Source organism: Streptomyces sp. AK02-01A, assembly GCF_033795305.1.
In the GTDB taxonomy this organism is placed as follows: domain Bacteria; phylum Actinomycetota; class Actinomycetes; order Streptomycetales; family Streptomycetaceae; genus Streptomyces.
Window position 1 is genome coordinate 115,823 of record NZ_JARBAE010000006.1, and the last position, 22,717, is coordinate 138,539.

23 protein-coding genes are annotated in these 22,717 nt (G+C 70.2%); 12 read left to right on the top strand and 11 right to left on the bottom strand.

What is annotated here, in order from left to right:
* The first annotated feature begins 94 nt into the window (after window positions 1-94).
* Window positions 95-835 carry a helix-turn-helix domain-containing protein gene (locus tag PV679_RS08965; protein WP_319679555.1) on the top strand — a complete coding sequence of 247 codons (741 nt, stop codon included), beginning with the start codon at window positions 95-97 and terminating at the stop codon, window positions 833-835.
* Here PV679_RS08965 and PV679_RS08970 read toward each other — a convergent pair.
* Together PV679_RS08970 and PV679_RS08975 are read right to left on the bottom strand one after the other, a co-directional pair.
* The gene (locus PV679_RS08970; RefSeq protein WP_319679556.1) at window positions 775-1,167 is read right to left on the bottom strand and encodes a VOC family protein; all 393 of its coding nucleotides are present in this window, start codon (window positions 1,165-1,167) and stop codon (window positions 775-777) included. The genes PV679_RS08965 and PV679_RS08970 overlap by 61 nt on opposite strands.
* 206 nt (window positions 1,168-1,373) lie before the next feature.
* Window positions 1,374-2,291, bottom strand: a complete 918-nt coding sequence (locus tag PV679_RS08975) for a S1 family peptidase (RefSeq protein ID WP_319679557.1) — start codon at window positions 2,289-2,291, stop codon at window positions 1,374-1,376.
* Between the two features lie 770 nt (window positions 2,292-3,061).
* Here PV679_RS08975 and wrbA point away from each other — a divergent pair.
* The gene (wrbA, locus tag PV679_RS08980; protein WP_319679558.1) at window positions 3,062-3,679 is read left to right on the top strand and encodes an NAD(P)H:quinone oxidoreductase; all 618 of its coding nucleotides are present in this window, start codon (window positions 3,062-3,064) and stop codon (window positions 3,677-3,679) included.
* Between the two features lie 132 nt (window positions 3,680-3,811).
* Here wrbA and PV679_RS08985 read toward each other — a convergent pair whose 3' ends face one another.
* Complete coding sequence (locus tag PV679_RS08985; protein ID WP_319679559.1) at window positions 3,812-4,300, bottom strand: MarR family winged helix-turn-helix transcriptional regulator; 489 nt, start codon at window positions 4,298-4,300, stop codon at window positions 3,812-3,814.
* A 204-nt stretch (window positions 4,301-4,504) separates the two neighbouring features.
* Here PV679_RS08985 and PV679_RS08990 point away from each other — a divergent pair, with 204 nt between their 5' ends.
* The 4 genes from PV679_RS08990 (at window position 4,505) to PV679_RS09005 (ending at window position 8,630) form a co-directional block, all read left to right on the top strand.
* The gene (locus PV679_RS08990) at window positions 4,505-4,828 is read left to right on the top strand and encodes a plasmid stabilization protein (protein WP_319679560.1); all 324 of its coding nucleotides are present in this window, start codon (window positions 4,505-4,507) and stop codon (window positions 4,826-4,828) included.
* A gap of 90 nt (window positions 4,829-4,918) precedes the next feature.
* Window positions 4,919-6,217, top strand: coding sequence for an inositol monophosphatase family protein (locus PV679_RS08995; RefSeq protein ID WP_319679561.1), 1,299 nt, complete (start codon window positions 4,919-4,921; stop codon window positions 6,215-6,217).
* 93 nt (window positions 6,218-6,310) lie between these two features.
* Window positions 6,311-6,634, top strand: coding sequence for a YkvA family protein (locus tag PV679_RS09000; RefSeq protein ID WP_319679562.1), 324 nt, complete (start codon window positions 6,311-6,313; stop codon window positions 6,632-6,634).
* 250 nt (window positions 6,635-6,884) lie between these two features.
* Complete coding sequence (locus tag PV679_RS09005; RefSeq protein WP_416069674.1) at window positions 6,885-8,630, top strand: glycoside hydrolase family 13 protein; 1,746 nt, start codon at window positions 6,885-6,887, stop codon at window positions 8,628-8,630.
* A gap of 79 nt (window positions 8,631-8,709) precedes the next feature.
* Here the strand turns inward: PV679_RS09005 and PV679_RS09010 are convergent, their stop codons facing one another.
* Window positions 8,710-9,345 carry a class I SAM-dependent methyltransferase gene (locus PV679_RS09010; protein WP_319679563.1) on the bottom strand — a complete coding sequence of 212 codons (636 nt, stop codon included), beginning with the start codon at window positions 9,343-9,345 and terminating at the stop codon, window positions 8,710-8,712.
* 166 nt (window positions 9,346-9,511) lie between these two features.
* Here PV679_RS09010 and PV679_RS09015 point away from each other — a divergent pair, with 166 nt between their 5' ends.
* Window positions 9,512-10,102, top strand: a complete 591-nt coding sequence (locus PV679_RS09015; RefSeq protein ID WP_319679564.1) for an XRE family transcriptional regulator — start codon at window positions 9,512-9,514, stop codon at window positions 10,100-10,102.
* Between the two features lie 105 nt (window positions 10,103-10,207).
* Here the strand turns inward: PV679_RS09015 and PV679_RS09020 are convergent, their stop codons facing one another.
* From PV679_RS09020 to PV679_RS09030, 3 genes are read right to left on the bottom strand one after another with little or no spacing between them, the layout of a single operon-like run.
* Window positions 10,208-11,407 carry an oxygenase MpaB family protein gene (locus PV679_RS09020; protein ID WP_416069675.1) on the bottom strand — a complete coding sequence of 400 codons (1,200 nt, stop codon included), beginning with the start codon at window positions 11,405-11,407 and terminating at the stop codon, window positions 10,208-10,210.
* A complete protein-coding gene (locus PV679_RS09025; RefSeq protein ID WP_319679566.1) occupies window positions 11,404-12,459 on the bottom strand; it encodes a polyprenyl synthetase family protein in 1,056 nt (351 codons plus the stop codon). The genes PV679_RS09020 and PV679_RS09025 overlap by 4 nt, the downstream gene beginning before the upstream one ends.
* Window positions 12,452-12,745, bottom strand: a complete 294-nt coding sequence (locus tag PV679_RS09030; RefSeq protein WP_319679567.1) for a polyprenyl synthetase — start codon at window positions 12,743-12,745, stop codon at window positions 12,452-12,454. Before PV679_RS09030 ends, PV679_RS09025 begins: the two co-directional genes overlap by 8 nt.
* Window positions 12,746-13,293: 548 nt before the next feature.
* On the opposite strand from PV679_RS09030, the gene PV679_RS09035 reads away from it, so the two are divergent.
* From PV679_RS09035 to PV679_RS09045, 3 genes are all read left to right on the top strand, one after another.
* Entirely contained in the window at window positions 13,294-13,719 is a 426-nt protein-coding gene (locus PV679_RS09035) for a PPOX class F420-dependent oxidoreductase (RefSeq protein WP_319679568.1), read from the top strand.
* Between the two features lie 364 nt (window positions 13,720-14,083).
* Window positions 14,084-15,385 (top strand): glycosyltransferase, encoded by a 1,302-nt coding sequence (locus tag PV679_RS09040; protein ID WP_319679569.1) that lies wholly within the window; start codon window positions 14,084-14,086, stop codon window positions 15,383-15,385.
* A 110-nt stretch (window positions 15,386-15,495) separates the two neighbouring features.
* A complete protein-coding gene (locus tag PV679_RS09045) occupies window positions 15,496-16,068 on the top strand; it encodes a hypothetical protein (protein ID WP_319679570.1) in 573 nt (190 codons plus the stop codon).
* A gap of 265 nt (window positions 16,069-16,333) precedes the next feature.
* Here PV679_RS09045 and PV679_RS09050 read toward each other — a convergent pair whose 3' ends face one another.
* Window positions 16,334-16,465 carry a hypothetical protein gene (locus PV679_RS09050; RefSeq protein WP_319679571.1) on the bottom strand — a complete coding sequence of 44 codons (132 nt, stop codon included), beginning with the start codon at window positions 16,463-16,465 and terminating at the stop codon, window positions 16,334-16,336.
* A gap of 428 nt (window positions 16,466-16,893) precedes the next feature.
* Between PV679_RS09050 and rsgA the strand changes: the two genes are divergently transcribed.
* The gene (gene rsgA, locus PV679_RS09055) at window positions 16,894-18,006 is read left to right on the top strand and encodes a ribosome small subunit-dependent GTPase A (RefSeq protein WP_319679572.1); all 1,113 of its coding nucleotides are present in this window, start codon (window positions 16,894-16,896) and stop codon (window positions 18,004-18,006) included.
* A 349-nt stretch (window positions 18,007-18,355) separates the two neighbouring features.
* On the opposite strand, the gene PV679_RS09060 is transcribed toward rsgA, so the two are convergent.
* The 3 genes from PV679_RS09060 to PV679_RS09070 form a co-directional block, all read right to left on the bottom strand.
* Window positions 18,356-18,721, bottom strand: a complete 366-nt coding sequence (locus PV679_RS09060) for a PPOX class F420-dependent oxidoreductase (protein ID WP_319679573.1) — start codon at window positions 18,719-18,721, stop codon at window positions 18,356-18,358.
* Between the two features lie 95 nt (window positions 18,722-18,816).
* On the bottom strand, window positions 18,817-19,302 hold the full coding sequence (locus PV679_RS09065) for a DUF456 domain-containing protein (RefSeq protein WP_319679574.1): 486 nt from the start codon (window positions 19,300-19,302) through the stop codon (window positions 18,817-18,819).
* Window positions 19,303-19,325: 23 nt separating this feature from the next.
* Entirely contained in the window at window positions 19,326-20,318 is a 993-nt protein-coding gene (locus PV679_RS09070; protein WP_319679575.1) for a helix-turn-helix domain-containing protein, read from the bottom strand.
* A gap of 361 nt (window positions 20,319-20,679) precedes the next feature.
* Between PV679_RS09070 and PV679_RS09075 the strand changes: the two genes are divergently transcribed.
* On the top strand, window positions 20,680-22,626 hold the full coding sequence (locus PV679_RS09075) for a protein phosphatase 2C domain-containing protein (RefSeq protein WP_319679576.1): 1,947 nt from the start codon (window positions 20,680-20,682) through the stop codon (window positions 22,624-22,626).
* Window positions 22,627-22,717 lie beyond the last annotated feature (91 nt).

The window sequence follows — 22,717 nt, forward strand, 5'->3', positions numbered from 1 at the left end:
GAAGCCGGCCCGGACCCGTCCCGTCCGCCGCGGTGCCGAGGCCACCACCGGCGGTCGATGGCCGTCCACCGGTGGAAGGTTTAGCCTCATCCACATGTACGAGGAACGGGCGTCGCGGCTCGACGGCGCGGTCGTCTGGACGCGGACCGTGACGGCCGGCCACGGATCCACGCCGTATCCGGTGCTGCCGGACGGCTGTATGGACCTGCTGTGGATCGGCGGCAGACTCCTGGTCGCCGGCCCCGACACCCACGCGTACGCGCCTCAGGGCATCGACGGGCTGTACTGCGCCGGAGTGCGCTTCGCGCCCGGCACCGCGCCCACGATCCTCGGCGTACCGGCCCACGAGCTGCGCGACCGGCGGGTGGAGCTGGCCGATCTGTGGTCTCCGGCCCAGGTGCGCGGGCTCACCGGGCGCCTCGCGGCGGCCGGAGACCCGGCGGCCGAGCTGGAGGCCGTGGCGCTGCGCAGGGCCGCCGACACCGGTCCGCCCGATCCCTTGCCGGGAGCCGTCGTCGACGGGCTGAACGCGGGCCGTACGGTCGCCGCGACCGCCGAAGCCGTGGGCCTCGGCGCCCGGCAGCTTCACCGCCGCTCACTGGCCGCCTTCGGCTACGGGCCCAAGACACTGGCCCGCGTGCTGCGGCTCCAGCGGGCTCTTGCGCTCGTCCGGGCGGGAGTCCCGTACGCCGAGGCGGCCCTCGCCTCGGGCTGCGCCGACCAGGCGCATCTCGCCCGCGAGACACGTGATCTGGCCGGGCTGCCCCTCGGCGCCTACGCGGCGCTGGCGAACAACGAGACCGCGCAGCCGTCCGGGTCGAGGACGACCGCGTAACGCTGGCCCCAGACCGCGTCCCAGGGCTTCAGGTGCCCTCGGTACCCGGCCTTGACCAGCGCCTCGTAGGTGGCGTCCACCTCGGCCGCACTGTCACAGAGAAAGGCCAGGCCGATCCGCTCGCCGCCGTCGGGCCGGGTCCAGCCGGGATCGTACGAGCGGACGGTCTCCTCGGTGTCCCAGAGGATCCGCGATCCGCCGGGCAGGGACGCCTCCGCATGAGGCGCGGAGTCCGCCTCGGCCGGGAGATCGAGGCCGAGCCGGCGGTAGAAGGAGAGCGAGGCCGCCATGTCGGAGACGACCAGGCCGATCGCGTCGAGTCGTGGAGTCATGAGCTCACCGTAGGAGTGACGGCCCGCGCGGGTCTTGAACGAATCGGACGTCATGGTCGCGCGCGAGGTGCCGGACACCGGCCGCCGCACGAGGACGGACACGGCGGGCCGCGCGTGTGCGCGGCCCGCCGGTCGTCCGAGGAGGATCAAGCGGTGAAACCGGTACCGCCGGTGGAGCGGACGAACCCCGTCCGTCGGCACACGTCCTAGAAGACGCTGACGCCGTAGTTGTTCAGGGCCTCGACGACGGGCTGGAAGAACGTGGTGCCGCCGGAGGAGCAGTTGCCACTGCCGCCCGACGTCAGGCCCAGCGCCGTGCTGCCGGCGAAGAGCGGGCCGCCGCTGTCACCGGGCTCGGCGCAGACGTTGGTCTGGACGAGGCCGGAGACGATGTCACCGCCGCCGTAGTTCACGGTCGCGTTGAGGCCGGAGACCGTACCGGTGTGCACGCCCGTGGTGGAGCCGCTGCGCGTCACGCGCTGACCGACCGAGGGGTTGGCGGCGGTCGTGATGTCCTGGTACGAGCCGTTGTACAGGTAGACCCGGCCGTCCGCGTTGGCGGAGTTCGAGTGACGGATGATCCCGAAGTCGTTGCCCGGGAAGCTCGAACCGGCCGTGGAGCCGAGCAGCGCGGTGCCCGAGGAGTTGGTGTACCAGGTGCTGCCGATGTTGGTGCAGTGTCCGGCGGTCAGCGCGTAGTACGTGGAACCGCTGCGCACGTTGAAGCCGAGGGAGCAGCGGCCGCCGCTGGTGTAGATGGCCTCGCCGCCGGCGATGAGCTTGTTGAACGTGCCACTGGTGTGCTTGATCGTGACGCCCGCGGCGGTGTCGGCCACGGAGTCCTTGATCTTGGCCACCTCGGCGTCGGAGACGGTGCTGTCGACGGTGACGACGACCTTGCCGGAGGCCTGGTCCGTGTACCAGGCGGTGCCGGCGACGTCCGCGCCGCGGACGGCCGAGCCGGCCTCGGCGAGCTGGGCCGCGGAGACCGTGGGGGCCGGCGCGGGCTGGGCCATGGCAGTCGGGGCCGCAAGCGCGGCGACGGTCACCAGACCGGATGCGACGGCGAGGAGCCGTGCGCGTCTGGACACCGCGCCGAGGGGGGAAAAGCGCTTGATGGTCACAACATCCTCCATAAGTGGGGGAAAGGCGGGGCCCGTTGGGTAGCGGGCCGCTGTGCGCGGTCGTCCACGGCCATTCGGTTTTGGCCGTGAACCTGTCAACCGCACGACCGAATCGTTGACGCCGTTCGACTTCCGGGCAAGGCCCACTTCTGGACCGGCGGAGCGGCCCGGCCGTCGTGGCCCGAAGTCCGTTGGCGGGCCGCGCTGTTGGCCGGTCTCCGAGGCGGAGTCGCGGTGGCTGGAAGTGAATTGCCGCAAAGTCCTCGGCGACGGGAGATTGGCCGACACATGACCACCGGAACCCCTGCCGAGCACGTGAGTTGAATAGTGACGTCATTCGGCCATGTGGTGAGCCGTCACAAACACACATGTCTCACTGTGGGTGGTGAGTGTATGACGCAAGGAATCCGTGGGGTCCGTGTGCGGGCGCGGGGCGGCCCGGTTTCCATGAGGCGGCAGTTGCCAGTTTGTGCGGCGTACCACCGAATTGCTCTCGTGTTGATCATGGCGAGATCTCGACGGTCCGAGGTCGGAACGGCCGTGAGCCGCCCCTGGATTCGACCGGACGGGCGCTCTTGCGCACCTCTGTGACGTGTGCTGCGCATGGGGCTGCGGGTGCTGTCCTGGTTCACGCGGGAGCGGCCGAGACCGTCACGGACGCCACCCCTGGCCCGAGGGCCACAGCAATATGGTTTAGTGTTGAACCAAGATGTTGATACGTCATCGACGTGCGCATGTCTCTCGCGCATGTGACGCAAGGAGGCTCGGCCATGAGTGACCCCGTAAAGCTCGCCGTTGTGTACTACTCGTCGACCGGCACGAACACCGAGGTGGCCAAGGCGCTGACCGAGGCCGCCGAGAAGGCCGGCGCCGAGGTGCGTCTGCGACGCGTGGCCGAGCTGGCTCCTCAGGAGGCCATCGACTCGAACCCGGCGTGGGCGGCCAACCACGCGGCCACCGTGGACGTCCCTGTCGCCACTCCGGACGACATCGAGTGGGCCGACGCCGTGATCTTCGGTACGCCGACCCGGTTCGGCAATGTCGCCTCGCAGCTCAAGCAGTTCATCGACACACTCGGCGGGCTGTGGGCGCAGGGCAAGCTGGCCGACAAGGTGTACAGCGGCTTCGTGTCCAGCGCGACCCGCCACGGCGGCCAGGAGTCCACACTGCTCGCGCTGTACAACTCCTTCCACCACTTCGGTGGCATCGTGGTGGCCCCGGGCTACACCGACCCGGCGAAGTTCGCCGACGGCAACCCGTACGGCACCTCGCACATCGACGCGCAGGGCAACAACCCGGTCGGCGAGGAGACCCGTGTGGCCGCGCGCGTCCAGGCCGAGCGTGTGGTCCGCATCGCGCGGACGCTCAAGGCCGGCGCCGGCGCCTGACGCCTCGACGGGCCGCGGCGTCAGCTCCGCGGCACCAGTGACGAGCGGCGTATCCGTGGAGTGTCAGGACTCCGCGATACGCCGCTTCGGCGTTCACCGGCAGCAACCGCCGTGCGCGACACGGTCCTTGGACTACGGCCGGAGCTCGTCGCCGGATATGGACCGCGCGTTCGGCAGTCCGGCGAGCAGCTTTCCCAGCAACGCGTCCAGGACGTCGACATCGTCGCGCGAGAGCGCGTCGAAGAAGTACCTCCGCACCGCCTCGACATGCCCAGGCGCCGCTCCTTCGACGGCGGCGCGGCCGGCCTCGGTCAGCCGGACCATCGCACCTCGCGCGTCGTCAGGACACTCCTCACGGGCCACCAGCCCGCGCTTCTCCATACGGCTGATCTGGTGCGACAGCCGGCTGCGCTCCCAGTCGACCTCCTCGCTGAGATCCCGCGCCCGCAGCAGGCCGTCCGGCGCCTCCGAGAGCGGTACCAGCACTTCGTACTCCGCGCCGCTGAGTCCGGAATCGTGCGCCAGCAGGCGGGACAGCGTTCCCATCAGCTCGCGCTGCACCCGCAGATGGGCCCGCCACACGCGGGCCTCCGTCTCGTCGAGCCATCGCGGTTCTGTCATGACCTTGATCCTACCGTTTATGTTGACGCGTCACCTATCGATGCCCGGCGGCGGCGCTCCGTGCGGTGGCGGCGGCGATCGTGGCGGCGATCGAGGGACATACCGGCCGGGGTATCGACCGGCGGCATCCAGTTGCCGGGCGCGAACGCGGGTAGCAGGGTGAAGTCAAGACCCCCCAGCAGCACGTCGCGAGGAGTGATCAGAATGCCCCGAGGTTCATCCCCCAAGCGTGAGCGCCAGTACGAACACATCAAGGAGAGCGCCCGCGAGCGCGGGGAAGACATGGACCGGGCCGAGGAGATCGCCGCACGGACGGTGAACAAGGAACGCGCCCGGTCCGGTGAGTCCCGCACGGCGAGCAAGACGTCCATGCAGGACATGTCGTCCGGCAAGCGCGGCGGGCAGCGCTCGCACAGCGGTTCCGAGGGGCCGACGTACGACCAGCTCTACGCCGAGGCGCAGCGCCGTAACATCCAGGGCCGCTCGTCCATGAACAAGGCCGAGCTCCAGCGCAAACTGGGCCGCTGAACCACACCGGCGGCGCCCGGAACTCCGATGACCGGGCGGCAAGAGCGGTCATGTCCGCCTCAGGTGCGGAGATGGGCGAAACTGGCGTCCATGGTCCTCGTGAAGACGCCAGAGACCCTGTCGGAGGTTGATCAGCGGCTGATCGCCGCACTCCAGTGCCAGGGCAGACTGACGGCCGAACGCGCCGGAGAGGTGCTCGGGCTCAGCACTCGCTCCGTGCATCGCCGCTGGTCGGCGCTGATCAATGACGGGACGGTGCGCGTGCTGGCCGCCCGTCCGCGGAGCCGGTCCATGGGCGCCATGATGCTGCGTATCCGTGTGCTGCGCGGCAAGGTGGACATGATCGCCGCGGCGCTGGCCAAGCGCGACGACATCCCGTTCATCGATGTGTCGGCGGGCGGTGACGAGATCTCGGCCGTCCTGATGTCGGGCTCCGGGCCCGACAACCGGCTGGTCTTCCAGCAGCTCCCGGCCACCGGTTCGGTCACCTCCGTCACCGCGCACACCGTGTTGCATGTCTTCAGCACCGCCGCGGACTGGCGGCTCGACGTACTGACCACGGCCGAGCGCGCGGCGCTGAGCCTGCCCGCGCCTGATCCGTCGACAGAGCCCGGACGGCCGCTCGACGCGACGGACGAAGCCATCGCCGCCGTACTGGAGGAGGACGGCAGGCTGCCCGCCGCCACGATCGCGGCACGGACCGGCCAACCGGAATCGACGGTACGGCGCAGGCTCGCCGCCCTCTTCGCGCGGCGCCGTCTCCGCACACAGGTCGTGGTCGACGCGCGCCGCCTCGGACTCGGCGTCGACGCGAACATCTGGATCGAGGTGCCGCCGGACCGGCTCGACGAGACGGGCCGGCGCTGGCCGGTCATCCGGCCGTACACGGAGCTCTGGCCACCACCGGCACCTCGAACCTCTGTGTCGCCGTCTGGCTCCGGGACGCGGAGGACCTCTACCGCTACCTACACAGCGGTCAGCGGGCAGGGCGCGTACCGCGACGGCCGGCCGGTCGAGCCGTCCCGCAAGACCGATCTCTCGCTCTGCCTCATCGGCACGAGCCAGCCTCCGACGATCTCGTCCGACCCGCGGGCGACGGCGGGCGCGGGACGGTCGCTGTCGGCGGTCCTGCCGTTCGCCGGAGCCGTCCGTAATCTCGGGCCCACGTCATGGCAGGTCGCCGATACCGCCGCCGGACGCATGGACGCCTTCTGGGAGTTCGGGCTCGATGACAGCAATCTGCTCGGCGGGGCGTTGGTGGCCGCGGAGGCGGGCATCCTGGTGACGGACACCGAAGGCAGGCCGTGGCGAGCGGGAGCCGGAAGTTTTCTCGCCGCGCCGGCCGCACTGCACCAGCGGCTTGTGAAGATCCTCAACGTCCGGTCCTGAGCCCTCGGTGGCCCACGGCCGGGCGGGTGACCACTCCGGTGAGCGGCCGCGGCTGGGGTAGCAGGTAGGAGAAGCCGACCAGGAGGAGACCTTATGAGCAGCGAACTCCAGCTCCTCATCGCCGTGGCCGCACTCCTGGCGGCAGTCACCCTGGGTGTCGCGATCACCCTGGCGGTCCGGCTGGTCCGGGCCCGCCGGACCCTCCGGGGGGCCGGTGTGCCCGTCCGGAACCGCTGGGCGTTCTGGGGAGCCATGATCTATTTGGTGCTTCCCACCGATCTGCTGCCGGATCCGGTGTTCGTCGACGACATCGGTTTTCTGCTGCTGGCGCTGCGTTCTCTGCGCTCGGCCGAGGCCAAGATCCCGTACACCGCCCGGCTCGGCCGGAGCGAAGGCGCCCACGGTCCGGTTCGCTGAGTCCCGGGCTCCGGACCGAGGGCGACCTTCGTCACATATCGCATCGGCCGGCACACCACTCCATCGCCGTCACAACGCCTCGACCAGCGGCCGACCGGCCGGCCGTCGCTGTCCGCACGCCGGCCGGGTCCGTCGCCGGGTCCGCACCGGGCCGATGGTCATTGTGTTCAAGGGATGATCGCACCGGAACACTTCGGTTTCCGACCTGTTTCATCACGGCACGAGCTTCATCTCAGCGCGAGAGGTACCAGTGACACAGCACGCGTTCCTGGACGGCAGCGGCGCCGGCCACGACGGCGCCGCACACGGCACCGGCGGCGACGGTCCCGGCAGCGATCACGACTGGTGGCGGGAGTCCGTCGTCTACCAGATCTACGTTCCCAGCTTCGCCGACGCCGACGGTGACGGGATGGGTGACCTGCGCGGGATCACCGACCGGCTCGGCCATGTCGCGGAGCTCGGCGCGGACGCCGTCTGGCTCACTCCGTTCTACCGCTCTCCGCTGGCCGACGGCGGCTATGACGTCGCCGACTACAGGGACGTCGACCCACGCCATGGAAGCCTCGACGACTTCCGCGCGCTGCTGGACCGGGCCCGGACGCTCGGTCTCCGTACCATCGTCGACATCGTGCCCAATCACTGCTCCGACCAGCATCCGTGGTTTGTCGAGGCACTCGCCTCGGCACCTGGTTCGGCCGCGCGCGACCGCTTCGTCTTCCGCGACGGAAGAGGCGCCGACGGAGGCGAACCACCCGCCGACTGGCAGTCCAAGTTCGGTGGCGCGGCCTGGACAAGGGTCCCGGACGGCCAGTGGTACATGCATATCTTCGCCGCCGAACAGCCCGATCTGAACTGGGACAACGCCGATGTCGCCGCCGACTTCGAGCGCACTCTCCGCTTCTGGCTGGACCTGGGTGTGGACGGCTTCCGTATCGATGTCGCGCACGGACTCCGCAAGGACCTCACCGCGCCGCTGCGCGACACCCACGGCGGAGACTCCGCGTCCCTCAACTCGCCGCCCAGCGGCGAGGATCATCCGTTCTGGGACCGGGACGAGGTCCATGACATCTACCGCGCCTGGCGGAAGATCACCGACTCCTACGCACCGCCTCGGATCATGGTCGCCGAGGCGGGTGTCAGCGCCGCGAGGCTGCCGCTCTACACCCGGCCCGACGAACTCCACCAGGCGTTCAACTTCTTCCATCTGCGCTGTCCTTGGGACGCCGGCTCCTTCCGGGACGTCATCGACACCTCGCTCTCCGGCGCGGAATCCGTCGGCGCCCTGCCGACCTGGGTGCTGTCCAACCACGATGTGATGCGCCACCGCACCCGTTACGGACTGCCCGAGGGCACCGGCCTCCGCGCCTGGCTGCTGACCGACGGCCTTGATCCCGCCGTCGACGAGGCACGCGGCCACCGGCGCGCCAGAGCGGCCGCGCTGCTGACCCTCGCGCTGCCCGGGACGACATACCTCTACCAGGGCGAGGAACTGGGCCTGCCCGAGGTGGCCGACCTGCCGCCGGACGCGCTGCGCGACCCGATGTGGGAGCGCACCGGACACGCGCACAAGGGCCGGGACGGGTGCCGCGTACCGCTGCCATGGACCAGGGCCGGATCGTCGTACGGCTTCGGCGCCGGCGGTAGCTGGCTGCCGCAGCCGGCCGGATGGGGCGAGTGGTCGGTCGAGGCGCAGACCGGCCGGCCGGACTCGTTCCTTGAGCTGTACCGTACGGCGCTGACGCTGCGCCGCCGCTTCCTCGGTGACGAGAGCTTCGCCTGGCTGCCTTCGGCCGACGGCGAACTGGCTTTCCGCAAGGGTGCCGGTCTGGTGTGCCGCGTGAACCTCTCCGACGAGCCGCTCCCGCTTCCCGAGGCGGCGGAGCCGCTTCTGACCAGCGGCGAACTGGCCCTCGGCGCAGCGGCCGACGGCGGCCCGGCGCCCCGTCTCCTGCTGCCGCCGGACACGGCTGTCTGGCTGGACCTCAGGGACGCCTGACCCGTACCCGTAACACGAGCACGTCCGCACCGGGCCCGCGGCTTCGCCGTCCTGGCCGGCCGGGACCCGGCGCGCAGGCTCAGCCGGTCAGGCGGCGGACCTTGAGAGCGTTGTCCATACGGACGATCGGCTGTCCGTCGGGGCCGTGGTGGATCCGCTCGTGTTCGTCGCTGAGCTGTACCTCCCACTGCCCGTCCTGGAGTTCCAGCGATTCGAGGACCTCGTCCGGCGTGGGAAGGTGCACCTCGGGATGGGGATGGTGCTCCCAGGAGGGAGACCCGGAGTGCCCGACCACAAGGAGCACTCCGCCGGGCGCGACGGCCGACGCGGCGGTCCGCAGGATCTTCTCTCGCGGCATGTCGCCGGGCGAGTGCAGAAACTGGGCGGAGACAAGATCGAAGACGCCTGCCGGAAATGACGCTCCGAGGTCGTGCTGTTGCCAGTCGACGCGGTCCGCGACGCCCGCCTCCGCCGCGTGCCGGGCCGCACGCTCAAGGGCGACGCCGGAGATGTCCGTGGCAGTAACACGCCATCCCCGCTGTGCGAGCCAGATCGCGTCTCCTCCCTCACCGCAGCCGAGGTCGAGAGCTCGGCCCGGCTCCAGGCCGGTGATCTCCCGGACCAGGACGGTGTTGGGATTCCCGCTCCAGATGCGCTCGCTCTCGCTGTAACGGGCGTCCCAGAGCTCCTCGTGCGAGATGTTGTCGTCAGCCATGGGCCGTGTCCTCACTGTCTGCGCGTGCCGGTGCCTGTGCGGGTGTGCCGGGGCGGGGCACACGCCGGTCGGGCCAGGCGTCGTACGAGGCGCCCGGGCCCGGAGGAGATGGTGCGCCCACCTCCGTCACTTGACAAATCTTCTTGCCGAGACGGCAAATGGATGTATGGCCGATAGCGACTTCACGACCGTCCTCACCGCCGTGGGCCCGCGTCTGCGCGCCCTGCGCCGTCAACGAGGCATCACTCTGGCCCAGTTGAGCGAAACGACCGGGATCTCCCTCAGCACCCTCTCGCGCCTGGAGTCCGGACAGCGCAAACCCACGCTGGAACTGCTGCTGCCGCTGGCCCACGCCCACCGAGTGCCACTGGACGAGCTCGTCGGCGCCCCGGAGACCGGCGATCCGCGGATCCACTCCCGCTCCTTCGTCCGCCACGGCATAACGTTTGTGCCGCTGACCCGCCATCTCGACGGCCTGTATGCCTACAAGCAGATCATTCCCGCCGGACACGGAGGAGGCAGGGAGCTGGAGCAGCGTGTGCACGAGGGCTACGAGTGGCTCTATGTCCTGGCCGGCCGGCTGCGGCTGGTCCTCGGCGAGCGCGATCTCGTCCTGACCTCGGGCGAAGCCGCCGAGTTCGACACCCGCACTCCACACGCGTTCGCCTGCGCGGGCCCGGAGCCGGTGGAGATCCTCAGCCTGTTCGGACAGCAGGGCGAGCGTATGCATGTCCGCGCCCGCCCCGTCGGCAGATGAGGCGCGTATCCGGCATCTCGTACTCACCGGCGGCCGGCCGTACCGGGACTCCGGACGGCGGGACCCACCGACCGCGAGGCCGGTGGGTCCCGGGCGGCGGCGTCGTCAGGCGTCTTCCGCCGCCGGCGCGGACAGCGGCGGCGGGGTCCACCGGGCGGCGCGTGACGCGGTGGAGGTGACGCCGTACTCGTTCTTGAGCTGCTCGGGGATGGCGTACTGCATGACACGGCCGCGGGTGAGAGAGCTGAGTTCCAGGTTGCTGGTGAGTCCGCCGAGGTGGTCCAGGGCCCAGGCCGCCAAGGGGGAGTTGTCCTCGACGCGTTCCAGCAGGCCCAGCAGTACGGGTCCGGCCTTGACGGCGGAGTCCCAGGCCGAGCGTGGTACGGCGAGCCAGTCGGCGGCCGTGTCGCCGATCAGGAAGCGGATCAGGGCGGAGACCACCGGGTCGAACGCGGTGCCGGGCACGACCTCTTCGTAGAGATCGATCAGTTGACGGGTGAGCCGGATGCCTTCCTCGGAGGGGCCCATGTGCCGGGTCATGTACAGGTCGGAGAACAGGCGTGCGCTCTCCAGATCGGCCGGCGCGGCGTCGACGTCGATTCCGAGCATGGCTCCGACGACGCGCCAGGCGTAGTAGTAGGACCGGGCGCCGTCCTCCGACATATGAATGCCCAGACGGTGCAGGGCATCCAGCACCTGGATGGAGAAATTCATCTGGGCGCCGATCATGTCCTCCTGACAGATCGGCACACCCAGCTCGGCCAGGTCCCAGCGGTCTTCACGGCGCAGATGGTGCCGGATGGACGCGTGCAGCAGGCGGACCTTCTGTGCGGCCGGGATGAAGCGGCTGCCGTCTTCGAAGGCGTCCGGACGCATCAGATAGACGGTGAACTGGCCGGTCTCGGCCATGCGCCGGGAGGGATAGTCCAGGGAGTGGGTGGCGCTGAGGAGTTTGGCGGCATGAGGAACGGCGTAGCAGGCGGGCATCGCCGCGAAGGACAGCGCGGTGGAGATGTGCACGTTGTTGTCGATGAAGAACAGCCGGGCCTTCTCCATCTCGTCCCAGTCCACCCAGGCCGGAGGCGTGCTGGTGGCGTGCAGATACTCGCGGGCCACGTCGGGCAGTCCGTCCGGCAGGTCCTGGCCGGCCCGGGAGAACCACCGCATGAGCGTGTTGAACTTGCCCGCTTCACCACGCTCGAAGAGCGTGGCCACCGTCGCGTCGGCGAGCTCGTCGCCGACCTGCCGCAGAGATTCCATGGACCGGTGTGTGTACGGCACGGGCGTTTCTCCTCGCGTGGTCATGAGTGACGGCTGACGGCCGAATCGATCAGTCCGGTGAGGGCCCGGGCAGCGGGAGGCGGCAGGCCGGCCCGGGTGACCGCCGAGGTGGCAGCCCGTACCCGTTCGGCGATCAGAGCCTCGATCCGCGTGACGGATCCGGTGCGGCGCATGATGTCCCGCACCTGCTCAAGGCCCTCCTGGTCGAGCGAGCGGCTGCCGAGCAGACCACGCAGGATCTCCCGCTCGGCCGGGGTGGCGGCGGGCCAGGTCACCGCCAGCAGCGCCGTGGGTTTGTGGCCGGCGAGGTCGTCCAGATTCGACTTGCCCGTGATGTGAGGAGCGCCGAAGACGCCGAGCAGGTCGTCCCGGAGCTGGAACGCCTCACCCAGCGGGAGTCCGTAGGAGCTGAAGGTCTCCAGCAGCGAGGGACCGGCTCCGGCCAGGCGGCCACCGATGTGCAGCGGGTGCTCCACCGTGTACTTCGCCGTCTTGTAGCGGATGACCTGAAGGGAACTGTCGGCGCGCGGCGGGGATCCGGTGCGCAGGATCTCCAGGGCTTCGCCGGCGACGAGCTCACGGGCCAGGGTGGCCCACATCGCGCGTGCCCGGGCCAGGTAGGCGCCCGGCAGACCGCAGGAGGTGAAAAGCTGCCCGGCCCACGACATCAGCAGATCGCCGGCGAGCATCGCCAGGGCCCGGCCGCCGGCCTTGCGCTCCGCGGGGCCGCTCAGCGTCTCCCGCAGGGCGATGTGAGCGGTGGGCGCTCCACGCCGCACGGGGCTGTTGTCGATGATGTCGTCATGGACCACGGCGGCGGCGTGGACGAGTTCCATGGCGGTGGCGGCTCTGACCATCGCATCGCTGTCGGGCTGCCCGGCCGCGCGCCAGCCCCAGTAGCAGAAGGCGGCCCGCAGGCGTTTGCCTTCCTCGGTGGCCTTGCGGAGCTGTTCGGCCAGCGGCGTCAACTGTTCATCAACAGCTATCAGTTGAGTGACCTCATGGTCCACGAACACCTTCAGCTCCACGTCGACCCGGGCTTTGAGAGCCCCTCGCTCGTGCCACTCGTCAGCCATCGCACGCACCCGGGTCCGGTCCTCGCCGGGCGGCCACGCGCCGGGCCAGCAGCTCAAGATGCGCTTCGGGCAGGGACGTGTACCGCTGGAGGGCCAGTCGGCCGCGCGCCTTGAGATCCTCTCCGCCGTCCTGGGTCAGCTCGGTCAGGTCCGACCGTCCCAGCACCCCTCGCAGGCCCCGCAGGACGGACACCGCACCGCTGACCGCGAGATCGGCCAGACCGGCGGCCAGATACGCCGCCTCGGTCCGGCGGTCGCTCCCGGAACCACTGTCGCCGACAGACATCGGCACATCGCCTCCCCGATTCCCACCCGCCCGCACACCGCGCGGCCGTCAACCGCGCCGTCTCGTGGCCCGCACGAAGCCTGCCCAGCCACAGGCGAACCGCGACCGAACAGGGGAGATTAATCCTCTATTGAGTGATCAGCGGAGGAAAAGGCTGACAGCGGACCATCTGGCTGCTAAGGGCTGTCCCGTCATCCCTGGTGGATCAGCGCGCGGCGTCGGATGCGGTGGATCGCACGGCGGAGGGACGCTCGCATACGGGACGTATCCGGGCGTTCCGACAACGCGGCGAGGCGCTGTAGCTGTCGTCGCGCGCCCGCCGGGGATTACGGGACAGCCCTGGGGGCGTGTTTCCAATTCCGCCAGACGATGTGGCGGCGGATCATGTTGTCCTGGACCTTGTGCGCGCCTCGATCCGCTGCGGCCGGGACTGCCCGTCCGGCGCCGGGTGGATCCCCGCGCCGACGGCCCCGCCCGGGTCCCTCACCACTCCTGGGTCCCGAGCGGCACCGGCGCCGACGAACATCCGTACAAAGAAAGGACGATCGATGACCAATGGAGCCCTTGAGACCTTGCTGGCCGACACCCGGCGCGGTGTCCTGACGACAATCAAATCCAATGGCCGGCCACAGCTCTCCAACGTTCTCTACAGCGCCGATCCCGCCGCCCGGCTGATCCGGGTGTCGGCCACCGCGGACCGGGCGAAGAGCGTCAACCTCCGCCGGGACCCGCGGGGCAGCCTGCATGTCACCTCTCCGGACTTCGGGATCTACGCCGTCGCCGAAGGAACCGCCGAACTCACGCCGGTGGCATCGGAACCGGACGACGCCACCGTGGAGGAGCTGATCGAGATGTACCGGGCGCTGGCCGGCGAGCATCCCGACTGGGACGACTACCGCGCCGCCATGATCCGCGACCGGCGGCTGGTCATCCGCCTGCATGTCGAACGCCTCTACGGCGGGACCGGCGGCTGACCGAGCGGTTCGCTCCGGGCCCGAGCCAGGTGGATGTCGCGCGGCGCGGGACCGTGATGTCCGACGCCGTGCGACCGCTGAGAGGCCTGCCCGCACCTGCGGGCAGGCCTGTGTCGAAACTCCCTCTCACACCGCTCGCCGAGCAGCCGTCCACTTCGCGCTGGTGACAACGCTGGTGACGGTCCGTCAGACATGTCTCTCCCTGTGCCGCTCTCTGTCCGCGCGGGCGCTTCGCACGACCAGTGTTCTTTTCGGCCGGTCCTTGTGATTCAGCCGCCACCGCCCCACCCGGCGCCGTATCCTGCCGGTCCCCACCGGCGTCCGCCGCGTCACTCTCGCCGCACACACAAGGAATTGACCGTTCATGGCACATGTACTCGTCGCCTCGACTCCCATCTACGGGCACTTCGCTCCGATGCGTTCCATCGCGAGGAGCCTGATCGAGAAGGGGCATGACGTCACATTCCTGACCGGCTCCGGATTCCGGGAGGCGGTGGAAAGCGCAGGGGCGACCTTCGCCGCTCTTTCCGGAGACGCGGACTACGACGCGGAAGCCGTTTCCGCCTCCGAGGAGCGCCTCGCCGTTCCGGTCGGAATCCCGCGCTTCGAATGGGACATGCGCAATATGTTCCTCAAGGCCGTTCCGGCACAGCACGCGGCCCTTCAGCGGCTGCTCGCGGAAGCAGGTGACCAACCGCCGATCGTTCTTGTCGAGACGGGGTTCTGGGGTGTTTTCCCCATACTCCGCGGAGCGCCGGGAATTCGACCGGCGGCCGTGATCACCGTGGGCACGGTGCCTCTTGTGCTGTCGAGCGTCGACACCGCGCCGTTCGGAATGGGACTGCCCGCGGACAGCTCACCGGCCGGCCGGGAGCGCAACCAAGAGGCCAATATCCTTCTCCAGGAGAAGCTTCTCGGTGCCGCGCAGGCTTACGCGGCCCAGCTCGTGGAGTCCGCCGGCGCGACGGAGGCGCTGCCGTTCTTCCTTGACGCCGCGGTACTGCTGCCGGACCGCTTCCTTCAACTGTCCGTCCCGGCGCTGGACTACGAGCGCAGTGACGCGCCGGACAGTCTGCGCTTCATCGGCGCGCTGCCGTCGGCGGCACCGGAGTCCTTCGAGCCGCCGGAGTGGTGGCAGGAGGTCCTGGACGCCGACCGGGTTGTCGTCGTGACGCAGGGCACGATCGCCAACCACGATTTCAGCGAACTGATCGAGCCCGCGCTGGAGGCGCTCGCCGATCTCGATGTCCTGGTGGTCGCGGCCACCGGCCGCGCCGACATCACGCCGGCCAGAGTGCCGGCCAATGCGCGTGTCGCCACGTTCATCCCCTTCGACCTGCTGCTTCCGCACACCGACGTACTGGTCACCAACGGTGGCTACGGCGGCGTCCAGCAGGGATTGAGCCATGGTGTCCCGATGGTCGTCGCGGGAGACACGGAAGACAAGGTTGAGGTGACGGCGCGAGCCGCGGGCACCGGAGCGGCCATCAACCTCGGTACCGGTCGTCCCGAGGCCTTCGCGATCGGCGAGGCCGTCACCGAGGTCCTCAAGAGTCCCGGCTACCGCGACAACGCCCAGCGGCTCAAGGCCCTCTACGCGGCGCTCGACCCTTTCACGACGATCGCGGACACCATCGAAGAATATCTGGCCGAGCAGGCCCGCTGACGGCACAGCCCGCAGGCAACCGCCCGCGCGGCCACACCGAAACAACCGTCGGCAGGCACCGCGCTTCGGACATCGCGCCGCGCGGGCATTTCAGGGTACGGAGACGCGATATGAACGCGACCAGTTGGGCGCGCGCCATCACGAACATTCTGCAGCCTCGCAACGTTCTGCTTTCTGGAATGCTGGGAGTCAGCCTGGCGGCGTCCGGCGATTGGACCGGAATTCCCTGGGGACTGACGGGCGCGCTGTGCGCCGGTATCATCCCCGCTTCCTACGTGGAATGGGAGCGAAAGCGGGGCACCTGGGGAGACCGGCACGTGGTCGACCGCAGGCAGCGCGCGCCCATCTTCCTCGTCATCCTCGCGTCCATCGGTGCGGGCGTCGTCGTGATGGTGCTGGGGCACGCTCCGCGAGACATCATCATGTCGATGATTTCGGCATGGGCCATGACCGTTGGCCTGCTGGCCGTGAACTACGCGTGGAAGATCAGCGTCGACGCCGCGGTCGCCTCTTCCGTCACGGCCATGCTGTGCGTCGTCCACTCTCCCTGGTGGATCATCGCTTACGCGCTCGTGTTCGCGGTGTGCTGGTCCCGAGTGGCCCTGAGCTATCACACTGTGGCCCAGACAGCGGCCGGCGCTCTCCTCGGAGCGTCCACCGCCGCAGTGTTTCTGGCCGTCTGAGGAGCCGCCCACCGCCGTGTTGGTGCTCAACGGACCTATCTATAGGCGGATATGGCCGGTCGCGTGCGGGATCAGCAGGCGGAGACGCCACCGTGCGGTTGCCACGAGGCAGGACGAACTGGCCGTCCGTTACGACCGTGCTGGTGGCGGCCATCAACGAATGGCAGTGACCAGCACGGTCGCAGCCCAGTGTGCGAGCGCCCCTCCCCCGTGCGATGCGCCGCATCTGACTTCGCGCGCTGATCCACCAGGGATCCAACTCAGGTCACCACGCGGGCCGCAGCTCTGCCGGCGTCTCCGCACCAACTCGCACCGCTTCGACGAGGAGAACGCCGAGCGCCACATCGAAGGCCCAGAACATCGCGTCGCCGCAGCTCACCGGCACTGTCTTGCTCAACCGCACCGCCTCGGCAACGTGTCGCTTCGCGTGCGCATCACATGTCCGTTCGGTCGGGATGCCCGCACTGCCAGGCTGACCCCTCCGCGATAGTGCCACAGCTTCGGCGCAGCGCGGCTGCTGGCGTCCGTCTCGTGGGCCGAAGGCTTCCCGTGCGTCCGCCGCTGTGACGGCGGCCAAGAAAATACGTCGCGGCGCCTCGCGAGACCCGGCTATGGTGGGCCCGTCCGGAGGGGCCACTGTGCCGCTCCGCCGGTCTGCCGTTTGTCCGTTGAGGAAACAGGAGGTGAGGACATTGATGACTGTCACGGTGACGGGCGCTGCCCGCGATCAGGAATTCGTCGTCCCCATCCCTGTGGTCTCCGGCTGACACCCACACCACTTCCGCGCCGAGCGCGCCGCCGGGGCCACCCTTTGAAGGGTTTCCCTTGTCTTTCTCGTTTTCCTCTCCTGAGGCTTCGTCTGCTTCGTACCCTCTCGCCCAGTACGGCTGGGACCAGGGATGGGAGGCGGAGTTCGCTCCGTACGCCCAGCGTGGTCTGCTGTCCGGCCGTGTTGTGCGGGTGGACCGCGGGCAGTGTGATGTCGTCACCGCCGGCGGTGTCATCCGTGCCGACACCGCCCTTGTCACACCGCACGACCCGCTGCGGGTGATCTGCACCGGGGACTGGGCCGCCGTGGACGCGGACGGCGATCCGCGATTCGTCCGCGCGTATCTGCCGCGGCGCACCGCTTTTGTACGCTCCACCTCCTCCTCCCGGTCCGAGGGACAGATTCTCGCGGCCAATGTCGACCACGCGATCATCGCGGTCTCACTCGCCGTCGAACTCGACCTCGGCCGGATCGAACGCTTTCTCGCGCTGGGATGGGAGAGCGGCGCCCTCCCTCTTGTCGTGCTCACCAAGGCCGATCTCGTGGATGACCCCGCGGTGCTCGCGCATCTTGTCGACGACGTCCAGGCCGCCGCTCCCGGTGTGCAGGTGCTGGCCGTCAGTTCGGCGACGGGTGAGGGGATCGAGGTGCTCTCCGCCGTGCTGTCGGGTGGTACGAGCGTGTTGCTCGGGGTCTCCGGCGCCGGGAAGTCGACTCTCGCCAACGCACTGCTGGGCGACGAGGTGATGGAGGTGCAGGCCATCCGCGACGCGGACGGAAAGGGCCGGCACACCACCACGACGCGCAACCTTCTCGCGATGCCCGGCGGAGGTGTGCTCATCGACACGCCGGGACTGCGAGGCGTCGGGCTGTGGGACGCGGAAGTGGGTGTCGGGCAGGTCTTCTCGGAGATCGAGCGGCTGGCCGGGGGATGCCGCTTCCACGACTGCGCCCATGTGTCGGAGCCGGGATGCGCCGTGCTCGCCGCCGTGGAGGACGGTTCGCTGCCCGTGCGCAGGCTGGAGAGCTACCGCAAGCTGCTGCGGGAGAACCAGCGCATCGTCGCCAAGACCGACGCCCGGCTGCGGAGCGAGATCCTGCGCGACTGGAAGCGCAAGGGCGCCGAGGGCCGTGCGGCCATGGAAGCCAAGCGGGGCCGGATCCGCTAGGCCGTGTCTGACACATGGCGCCGTCCGCCCGGAGGGCGGGGCCTGCGACGTCTGGTGCGTGCGATCCCAAGGCGGAGGATCATCCGTGTACTGGACGTACTCGGATGACTCCGACAACGCGGTGAGCGTGCGTGCCAGGCGTCGCAGGCCAGGCGGGATGTGTCAGACAGGGCCCAGGGCCACCGGCACCGGCGAGTGTGATGGCCCGCGCCGCGATCACACCAGGTGCCGAGACGGGCCACTCCGCGAGGTGACCCGGCCGCCGGGTCGCCCGGGGCCGTACCGGAACGCTCCGGCACGGCCCCGGGCCCGCTGACGGTCCGTCGCGGCTGCCGCCGGGCCGTTCCGGTCAGTCGAGGCCCCAGCTATGGATCTTGACGGGCCGGATGCGGATCAGTTCCTCGCTGAAGTGCGGACCGAGACCGTGCGGGCCCGTCAGGAGTTCCGCCTCGCCCCGGATGTCCACGCCGCGCACGGTCCACGGCTCGACGCTCACGATGTCGTCGACGACCAGGCCCACGCGCGGATTCACCAGCAGATTGCGCCACTTCTTGGTGTGGCCCAGCGCGTGACCGCCGATCAGGATGGTCCCGTCGTCCTGCGGGAAGAAGCCGACCGGATTGGCCTGCGGCTGGCCGTTCGGGTCGACCGTCGCCATCCGTCCCAGCCGCTGGGACCTGAGGTACGCGCGCTCGGCATCGCTGAATTCGGTCATGCTCCCAGCCTCACACGCCGGCTTTCGGCGCCGCACGGCTTCCGCCCTACCGAGGTGGGATCAGGACAACGGTGTGGCGGGATCCTGGCACCGGATCATCGCGTGGAGATCACCGCGCCCAGCCACGCACCCACCACCAGCAGGCACGCGAACAGCTCCACCAGCAGCGAATAGCCCGCCGTGCGCATGACCATACGCGTCGACGCCCAGCCGGCCCGGTGGCTTCCGAGCCTGCTCCGCTCCGCCCAGTAGACGCCACCGACGAACCCCAGAATCCCGCCCACCACCGGCACCACGAAGAAGCCCGCGATCCCGCTGACCCCGCCCACCAGCAGCGTGTGCCGCGGAGCCCCGGTCCTGCTGGTCCTGCGGGGCGGCAGCAGTGGTCTGAGCGCCTGGTTCAGCAGCAGCAGTGCCGTCGCTCCGATGAGCACGGCCCAGGCCACCCGGCTCGTGTCCGACAGCGACCACCAGAGCACCGAGGCCCAGACGATCGCCTGGCCGGGTACGCCCGGGACGAGCACGCCGAACAGACCGAGCAGCATGACCAGGCCCACCAGCACGAGCTGCCACACGTCCATCTGCCAACTGTGCAGGAACCGGCTCAGTCCCGCAGTCCGCGAGCCACCCAGCCCTTCTCATAGGCGTGCCAGCCGAGCTGCAGCCGGGTCGTCACGCCGCTCAGCTCCATCAGCCCCCGCACCCGGCGCTGTACGGTCCGCAGACCCAGATCGAGCTGTTTGGCGACGCTCGCGTCGGTCATCCCGGCGAGCAGCAGTGACAGAATCCGCAGATCCGTCTCGTCCGGACCGGGAAGGGCCTCCCGGACCACGGAGCCGTCCGCACTCAGCCGCAGCGGCAGTCCCTCCCGCCACACCGCCTCGAACAGTCCCGTCAGAGACTCCAGCAGGCCGCTGGCGTGCACGACCAGAGCCGCGGGTTCGGCCCCGGGTCCGGTCAGCGGCACCATCGCCAGAGCGCGGTCCGCGATCACCAGCTTGGTGGGCACTCGCTCGGTCACCCGGACCTGCTCGTCGCGGCCGAGCGCGGCGGAGAGTTCGGTGATCCCGTCGGGCAGCGAGAGGACCTCGCGCTCGATCACCACCCGATAGGCGACTCCCCGGCCCGTGGCCCGTTCCTCCGCCTCGTTGTCCATCCCGGTCACGGCGACGGGCTTCCCGGTGACCAGGGCGCAGACCTCTTCGGTGGCGCCGAGCTGCAACTGCAGAAAGCGGTGGGCGACCGCGCCCGCGCCCGTCACCACCTCGACCAGATCGTGTACGGCCGGTTCCGCGGCCTCCATCCGGTACTCCTCGGCGAGGAGCACCGCGGCCAGCTCGGCCTGCTCCAGCTCATGGCGGTGCTGAGTGAGCAGCGCGCCGAGTGCGACGGCGGGCGGCGCGGCGACCCACCGTCCGGTACGGGACGAGGACTGGGCGGCCAGGCCCTGCTGCTCCAGTTTGCGCAGGGCCCGTTCGGTGTCCGGTTCCGGGAGAGCCAGCCGGTGGGCCAGATCCGCGACCTCCGCGGCGCCGATCGCCACCAGCGCGCGGTACGCGGACTCCTGTCTCTCGTCAAGACCTATCGCTCCCAGCACCCCTGCAACCCCTCCCCGGACGCCTCACGCGCCCTCCCCGGACGCGCCGGTTTCCGCCGCCTGCCGTGGCGGAAACCGGCCACGGCGTAAACCCGCCGCCCACATCATCCCTGTACGCCCGTTCACTCTGCCAAGGTGGCGCCATCACAGCAGCAACAAAGCCGGTCATATGCCTTTCGGGTGTCTGGGTCCGGATTTGCTCGGGAGAGTGAAGTGTCCGGCTCCGCGCCGGAGCACCCGCCCGCTGAACCTGTGAACGTTCGCCGGGCGTCCTTCCCGTGGGGGGTGGGGTCGCCCGGCGCACGTGAATTTTTGTTCGACGCGCCGTTTTCGCACTCTCGGCGCGGTCGACAATAGGGTCATGAGCCAGCAGGGGGAGAGGCCCGCCGACGACGACTGGTGGAACCGGCTGTACGAGGAGTCCGCGCCGGACACCGGTCCGGTCGCGGCGGCCGGGGACACGGTCGACGACCGCTTCGATTCGGCGGCGGACGCACTGGGCGCGGCGGATGAGGCGGACACGCGCGAGACCACCTCGGAGAACGGGACCGGTGCCACTCCTGACAGCGCCGCACCCGAGGACTCCGGTCCGGCGGACACGGCGGATACGGTGCGCCGACCGGGTGCCTGGTGGGAGCAGCCACCGGCGGCGGCCGTCGTGCCGCGTCAGCGGGCGCCGTGGGAGGCGCCGGCTCCGTACGCTCCCAGCGACGCGAGGCCGCTGCCCGGATCCGTGGAAGAGCGCTGTCCGCGGCCGTCCGCACCGCCCGGAGCGTCAGGCAGGGCCGAGTCCGGCGGTCCGGTGCCCGCCCGCCGTTTCGATTCCGCGCCTCCGGCCGGTGCGGGTCCCTGGCCTTCGGGGCCTTCGTCGGCCGGCCGTGGTGCGCCGGAGCCCGCCGGCCCGGAGCAACGGTCCTCGCGGTCGCGGTCGCGGCCCGGTTTCGGCGGGCCGGTGGCGCCGGGACAGTTCGATTCCGCGCCTCCGGCCGGCGCCGGTCCCTGGCCTTCGGGGTCTCCGTCGGCCGGTCGTCGTGAGCCGGAGCCGGCCGCGGACGGGCCTCGGCCCTTACCGGGACCGTCTTCCGCCGCCGGACCCGCCGGACCCGCCGAACCCGCCGGACCCGCCGAACCCGCCGAACCCGCCGGACCATTCGGCGCCGCGTCCTCGGCCGGTCCGGGGCCGTACGGCGGTGAGTCCGGCAGCCGTGGCGGGCCCGGGCCGTCCTCCGTACCGGCTCCGGGAGCCGCCGGAGACTCCACGGGCGGAGCGGAGTCTCCGTCACCGTCCGGGACCCGGCACTCGGGACGGCACCGCGGTGCGCTGCCACCGTCCGTCGTCACCCATCTCGGAGACGAACCGCCCGTCTACGATCCCGAGCCCACCACACTGCCGCCCGCTCGCGCCGACCGGCTGGACGAGACCGTCGCCGACACGGTCCTCGACGGTGCCCAGTACGGGACGTACGCGCTGAGGGCCGTGTCCATGCGAGGAGATGCCGCGCGGCATCGCGGCGAGCCGCGGCGGGACGCGCTGCTCACCGTCCGCTTCGGCCATGGCGCCGACGCGCTGGTGCTGGTCGCCGTCGCCAGTGGAGTCCACGCCTCCGGAAGTGCCCACCGGGCGGCGGCGGACGCGTGTCACTGGATCGGAGGCGCCGTCGGGCGCAGTCATGTCCGGCTCTCCGAGGACATCAGAGCCGGCCGCAGGGACGATCTCATATCCGGGCTCCAGCGGCTCACCGACCGTGGTTACGGCAAGCTCCGCGCCCGCGCCGCCGAGCTGGGAGTCGAGCCGCAGGAGTACACCGCGAGTCTGCGCTGTCTGCTTCTCTCCGCCGATCCGCGGTGCCGGACCCGGGTCTTCTTCGGAGCCGGTGACGGCGGTCTGTTCAGGCTCAGGGACGGCGTCTGGCAGGACCTGGAGCCGGACATTCCGGATCCGGCGGCCATGACCGGCGAGCCCGTCGTCGGCTTCGGCTCCCAGCCGGCCGAGACGCCGGAAGGCGACCGCCTGACCATGGATCTGGGGATTCCGTCACCTCAGGCCCCGTACATAGAAGGGCCGCTTCCGCCGCCGTCCGAGCCGTTCCGGTTCCGGGCCTCGGTGGCCCGGCCGGGTGACACGCTTCTGCTGTGCGGCACCGGCTTCGCCGATCCTCTGCGCGGCGAGCCCGCGCTCGCCAAGGAACTCGCCGACCGCTGGAGCCCCGTGGATCCGCCGGGTCTGGCCGGCTATCTGGCGGACACCCAGCTCAGAGTGAAGGGGTACGCCGACGACCGTACGGCGGTCGGCGTCTGGGAGGCGTAACCGCGCCCGGCATGGGTTGATGGACACCGGAGGCCGGACCGAGGCCGGCTCACGCCGGTCTGCGGCCCGCTGCCCGAGGCCCCACCGGAGA

Coding starts and splice junctions, on each gene's coding strand:
- PV679_RS09060 (WP_319679573.1), bottom strand. CDS start 18,721: ATGACCGAATTCAGCGATGCCGAGCGCGCGTACCTCAGGTCCCAGCGG.
- PV679_RS09035 (WP_319679568.1), top strand. CDS start 13,294: ATGACCAATGGAGCCCTTGAGACCTTGCTGGCCGACACCCGGCGCGGT.
- PV679_RS09040 (WP_319679569.1), top strand. CDS start 14,084: ATGGCACATGTACTCGTCGCCTCGACTCCCATCTACGGGCACTTCGCT.
- PV679_RS09075 (WP_319679576.1), top strand. CDS start 20,680: ATGAGCCAGCAGGGGGAGAGGCCCGCCGACGACGACTGGTGGAACCGG.
- PV679_RS09025 (WP_319679566.1), bottom strand. CDS start 12,459: ATGGCTGACGAGTGGCACGAGCGAGGGGCTCTCAAAGCCCGGGTCGAC.
- wrbA (WP_319679558.1), top strand. CDS start 3,062: ATGAGTGACCCCGTAAAGCTCGCCGTTGTGTACTACTCGTCGACCGGC.
- PV679_RS09065 (WP_319679574.1), bottom strand. CDS start 19,302: ATGGACGTGTGGCAGCTCGTGCTGGTGGGCCTGGTCATGCTGCTCGGT.
- PV679_RS08965 (WP_319679555.1), top strand. CDS start 95: ATGTACGAGGAACGGGCGTCGCGGCTCGACGGCGCGGTCGTCTGGACG.
- PV679_RS09000 (WP_319679562.1), top strand. CDS start 6,311: ATGAGCAGCGAACTCCAGCTCCTCATCGCCGTGGCCGCACTCCTGGCG.
- PV679_RS08970 (WP_319679556.1), bottom strand. CDS start 1,167: ATGACTCCACGACTCGACGCGATCGGCCTGGTCGTCTCCGACATGGCG.
- PV679_RS09030 (WP_319679567.1), bottom strand. CDS start 12,745: ATGTCTGTCGGCGACAGTGGTTCCGGGAGCGACCGCCGGACCGAGGCG.
- PV679_RS08995 (WP_319679561.1), top strand. CDS start 4,919: ATGGTCCTCGTGAAGACGCCAGAGACCCTGTCGGAGGTTGATCAGCGG.
- PV679_RS08985 (WP_319679559.1), bottom strand. CDS start 4,300: ATGACAGAACCGCGATGGCTCGACGAGACGGAGGCCCGCGTGTGGCGG.
- PV679_RS08990 (WP_319679560.1), top strand. CDS start 4,505: ATGCCCCGAGGTTCATCCCCCAAGCGTGAGCGCCAGTACGAACACATC.
- PV679_RS09045 (WP_319679570.1), top strand. CDS start 15,496: ATGAACGCGACCAGTTGGGCGCGCGCCATCACGAACATTCTGCAGCCT.
- PV679_RS09020 (WP_416069675.1), bottom strand. CDS start 11,407: ATGACCACGCGAGGAGAAACGCCCGTGCCGTACACACACCGGTCCATG.
- PV679_RS09015 (WP_319679564.1), top strand. CDS start 9,512: ATGGCCGATAGCGACTTCACGACCGTCCTCACCGCCGTGGGCCCGCGT.
- PV679_RS09010 (WP_319679563.1), bottom strand. CDS start 9,345: ATGGCTGACGACAACATCTCGCACGAGGAGCTCTGGGACGCCCGTTAC.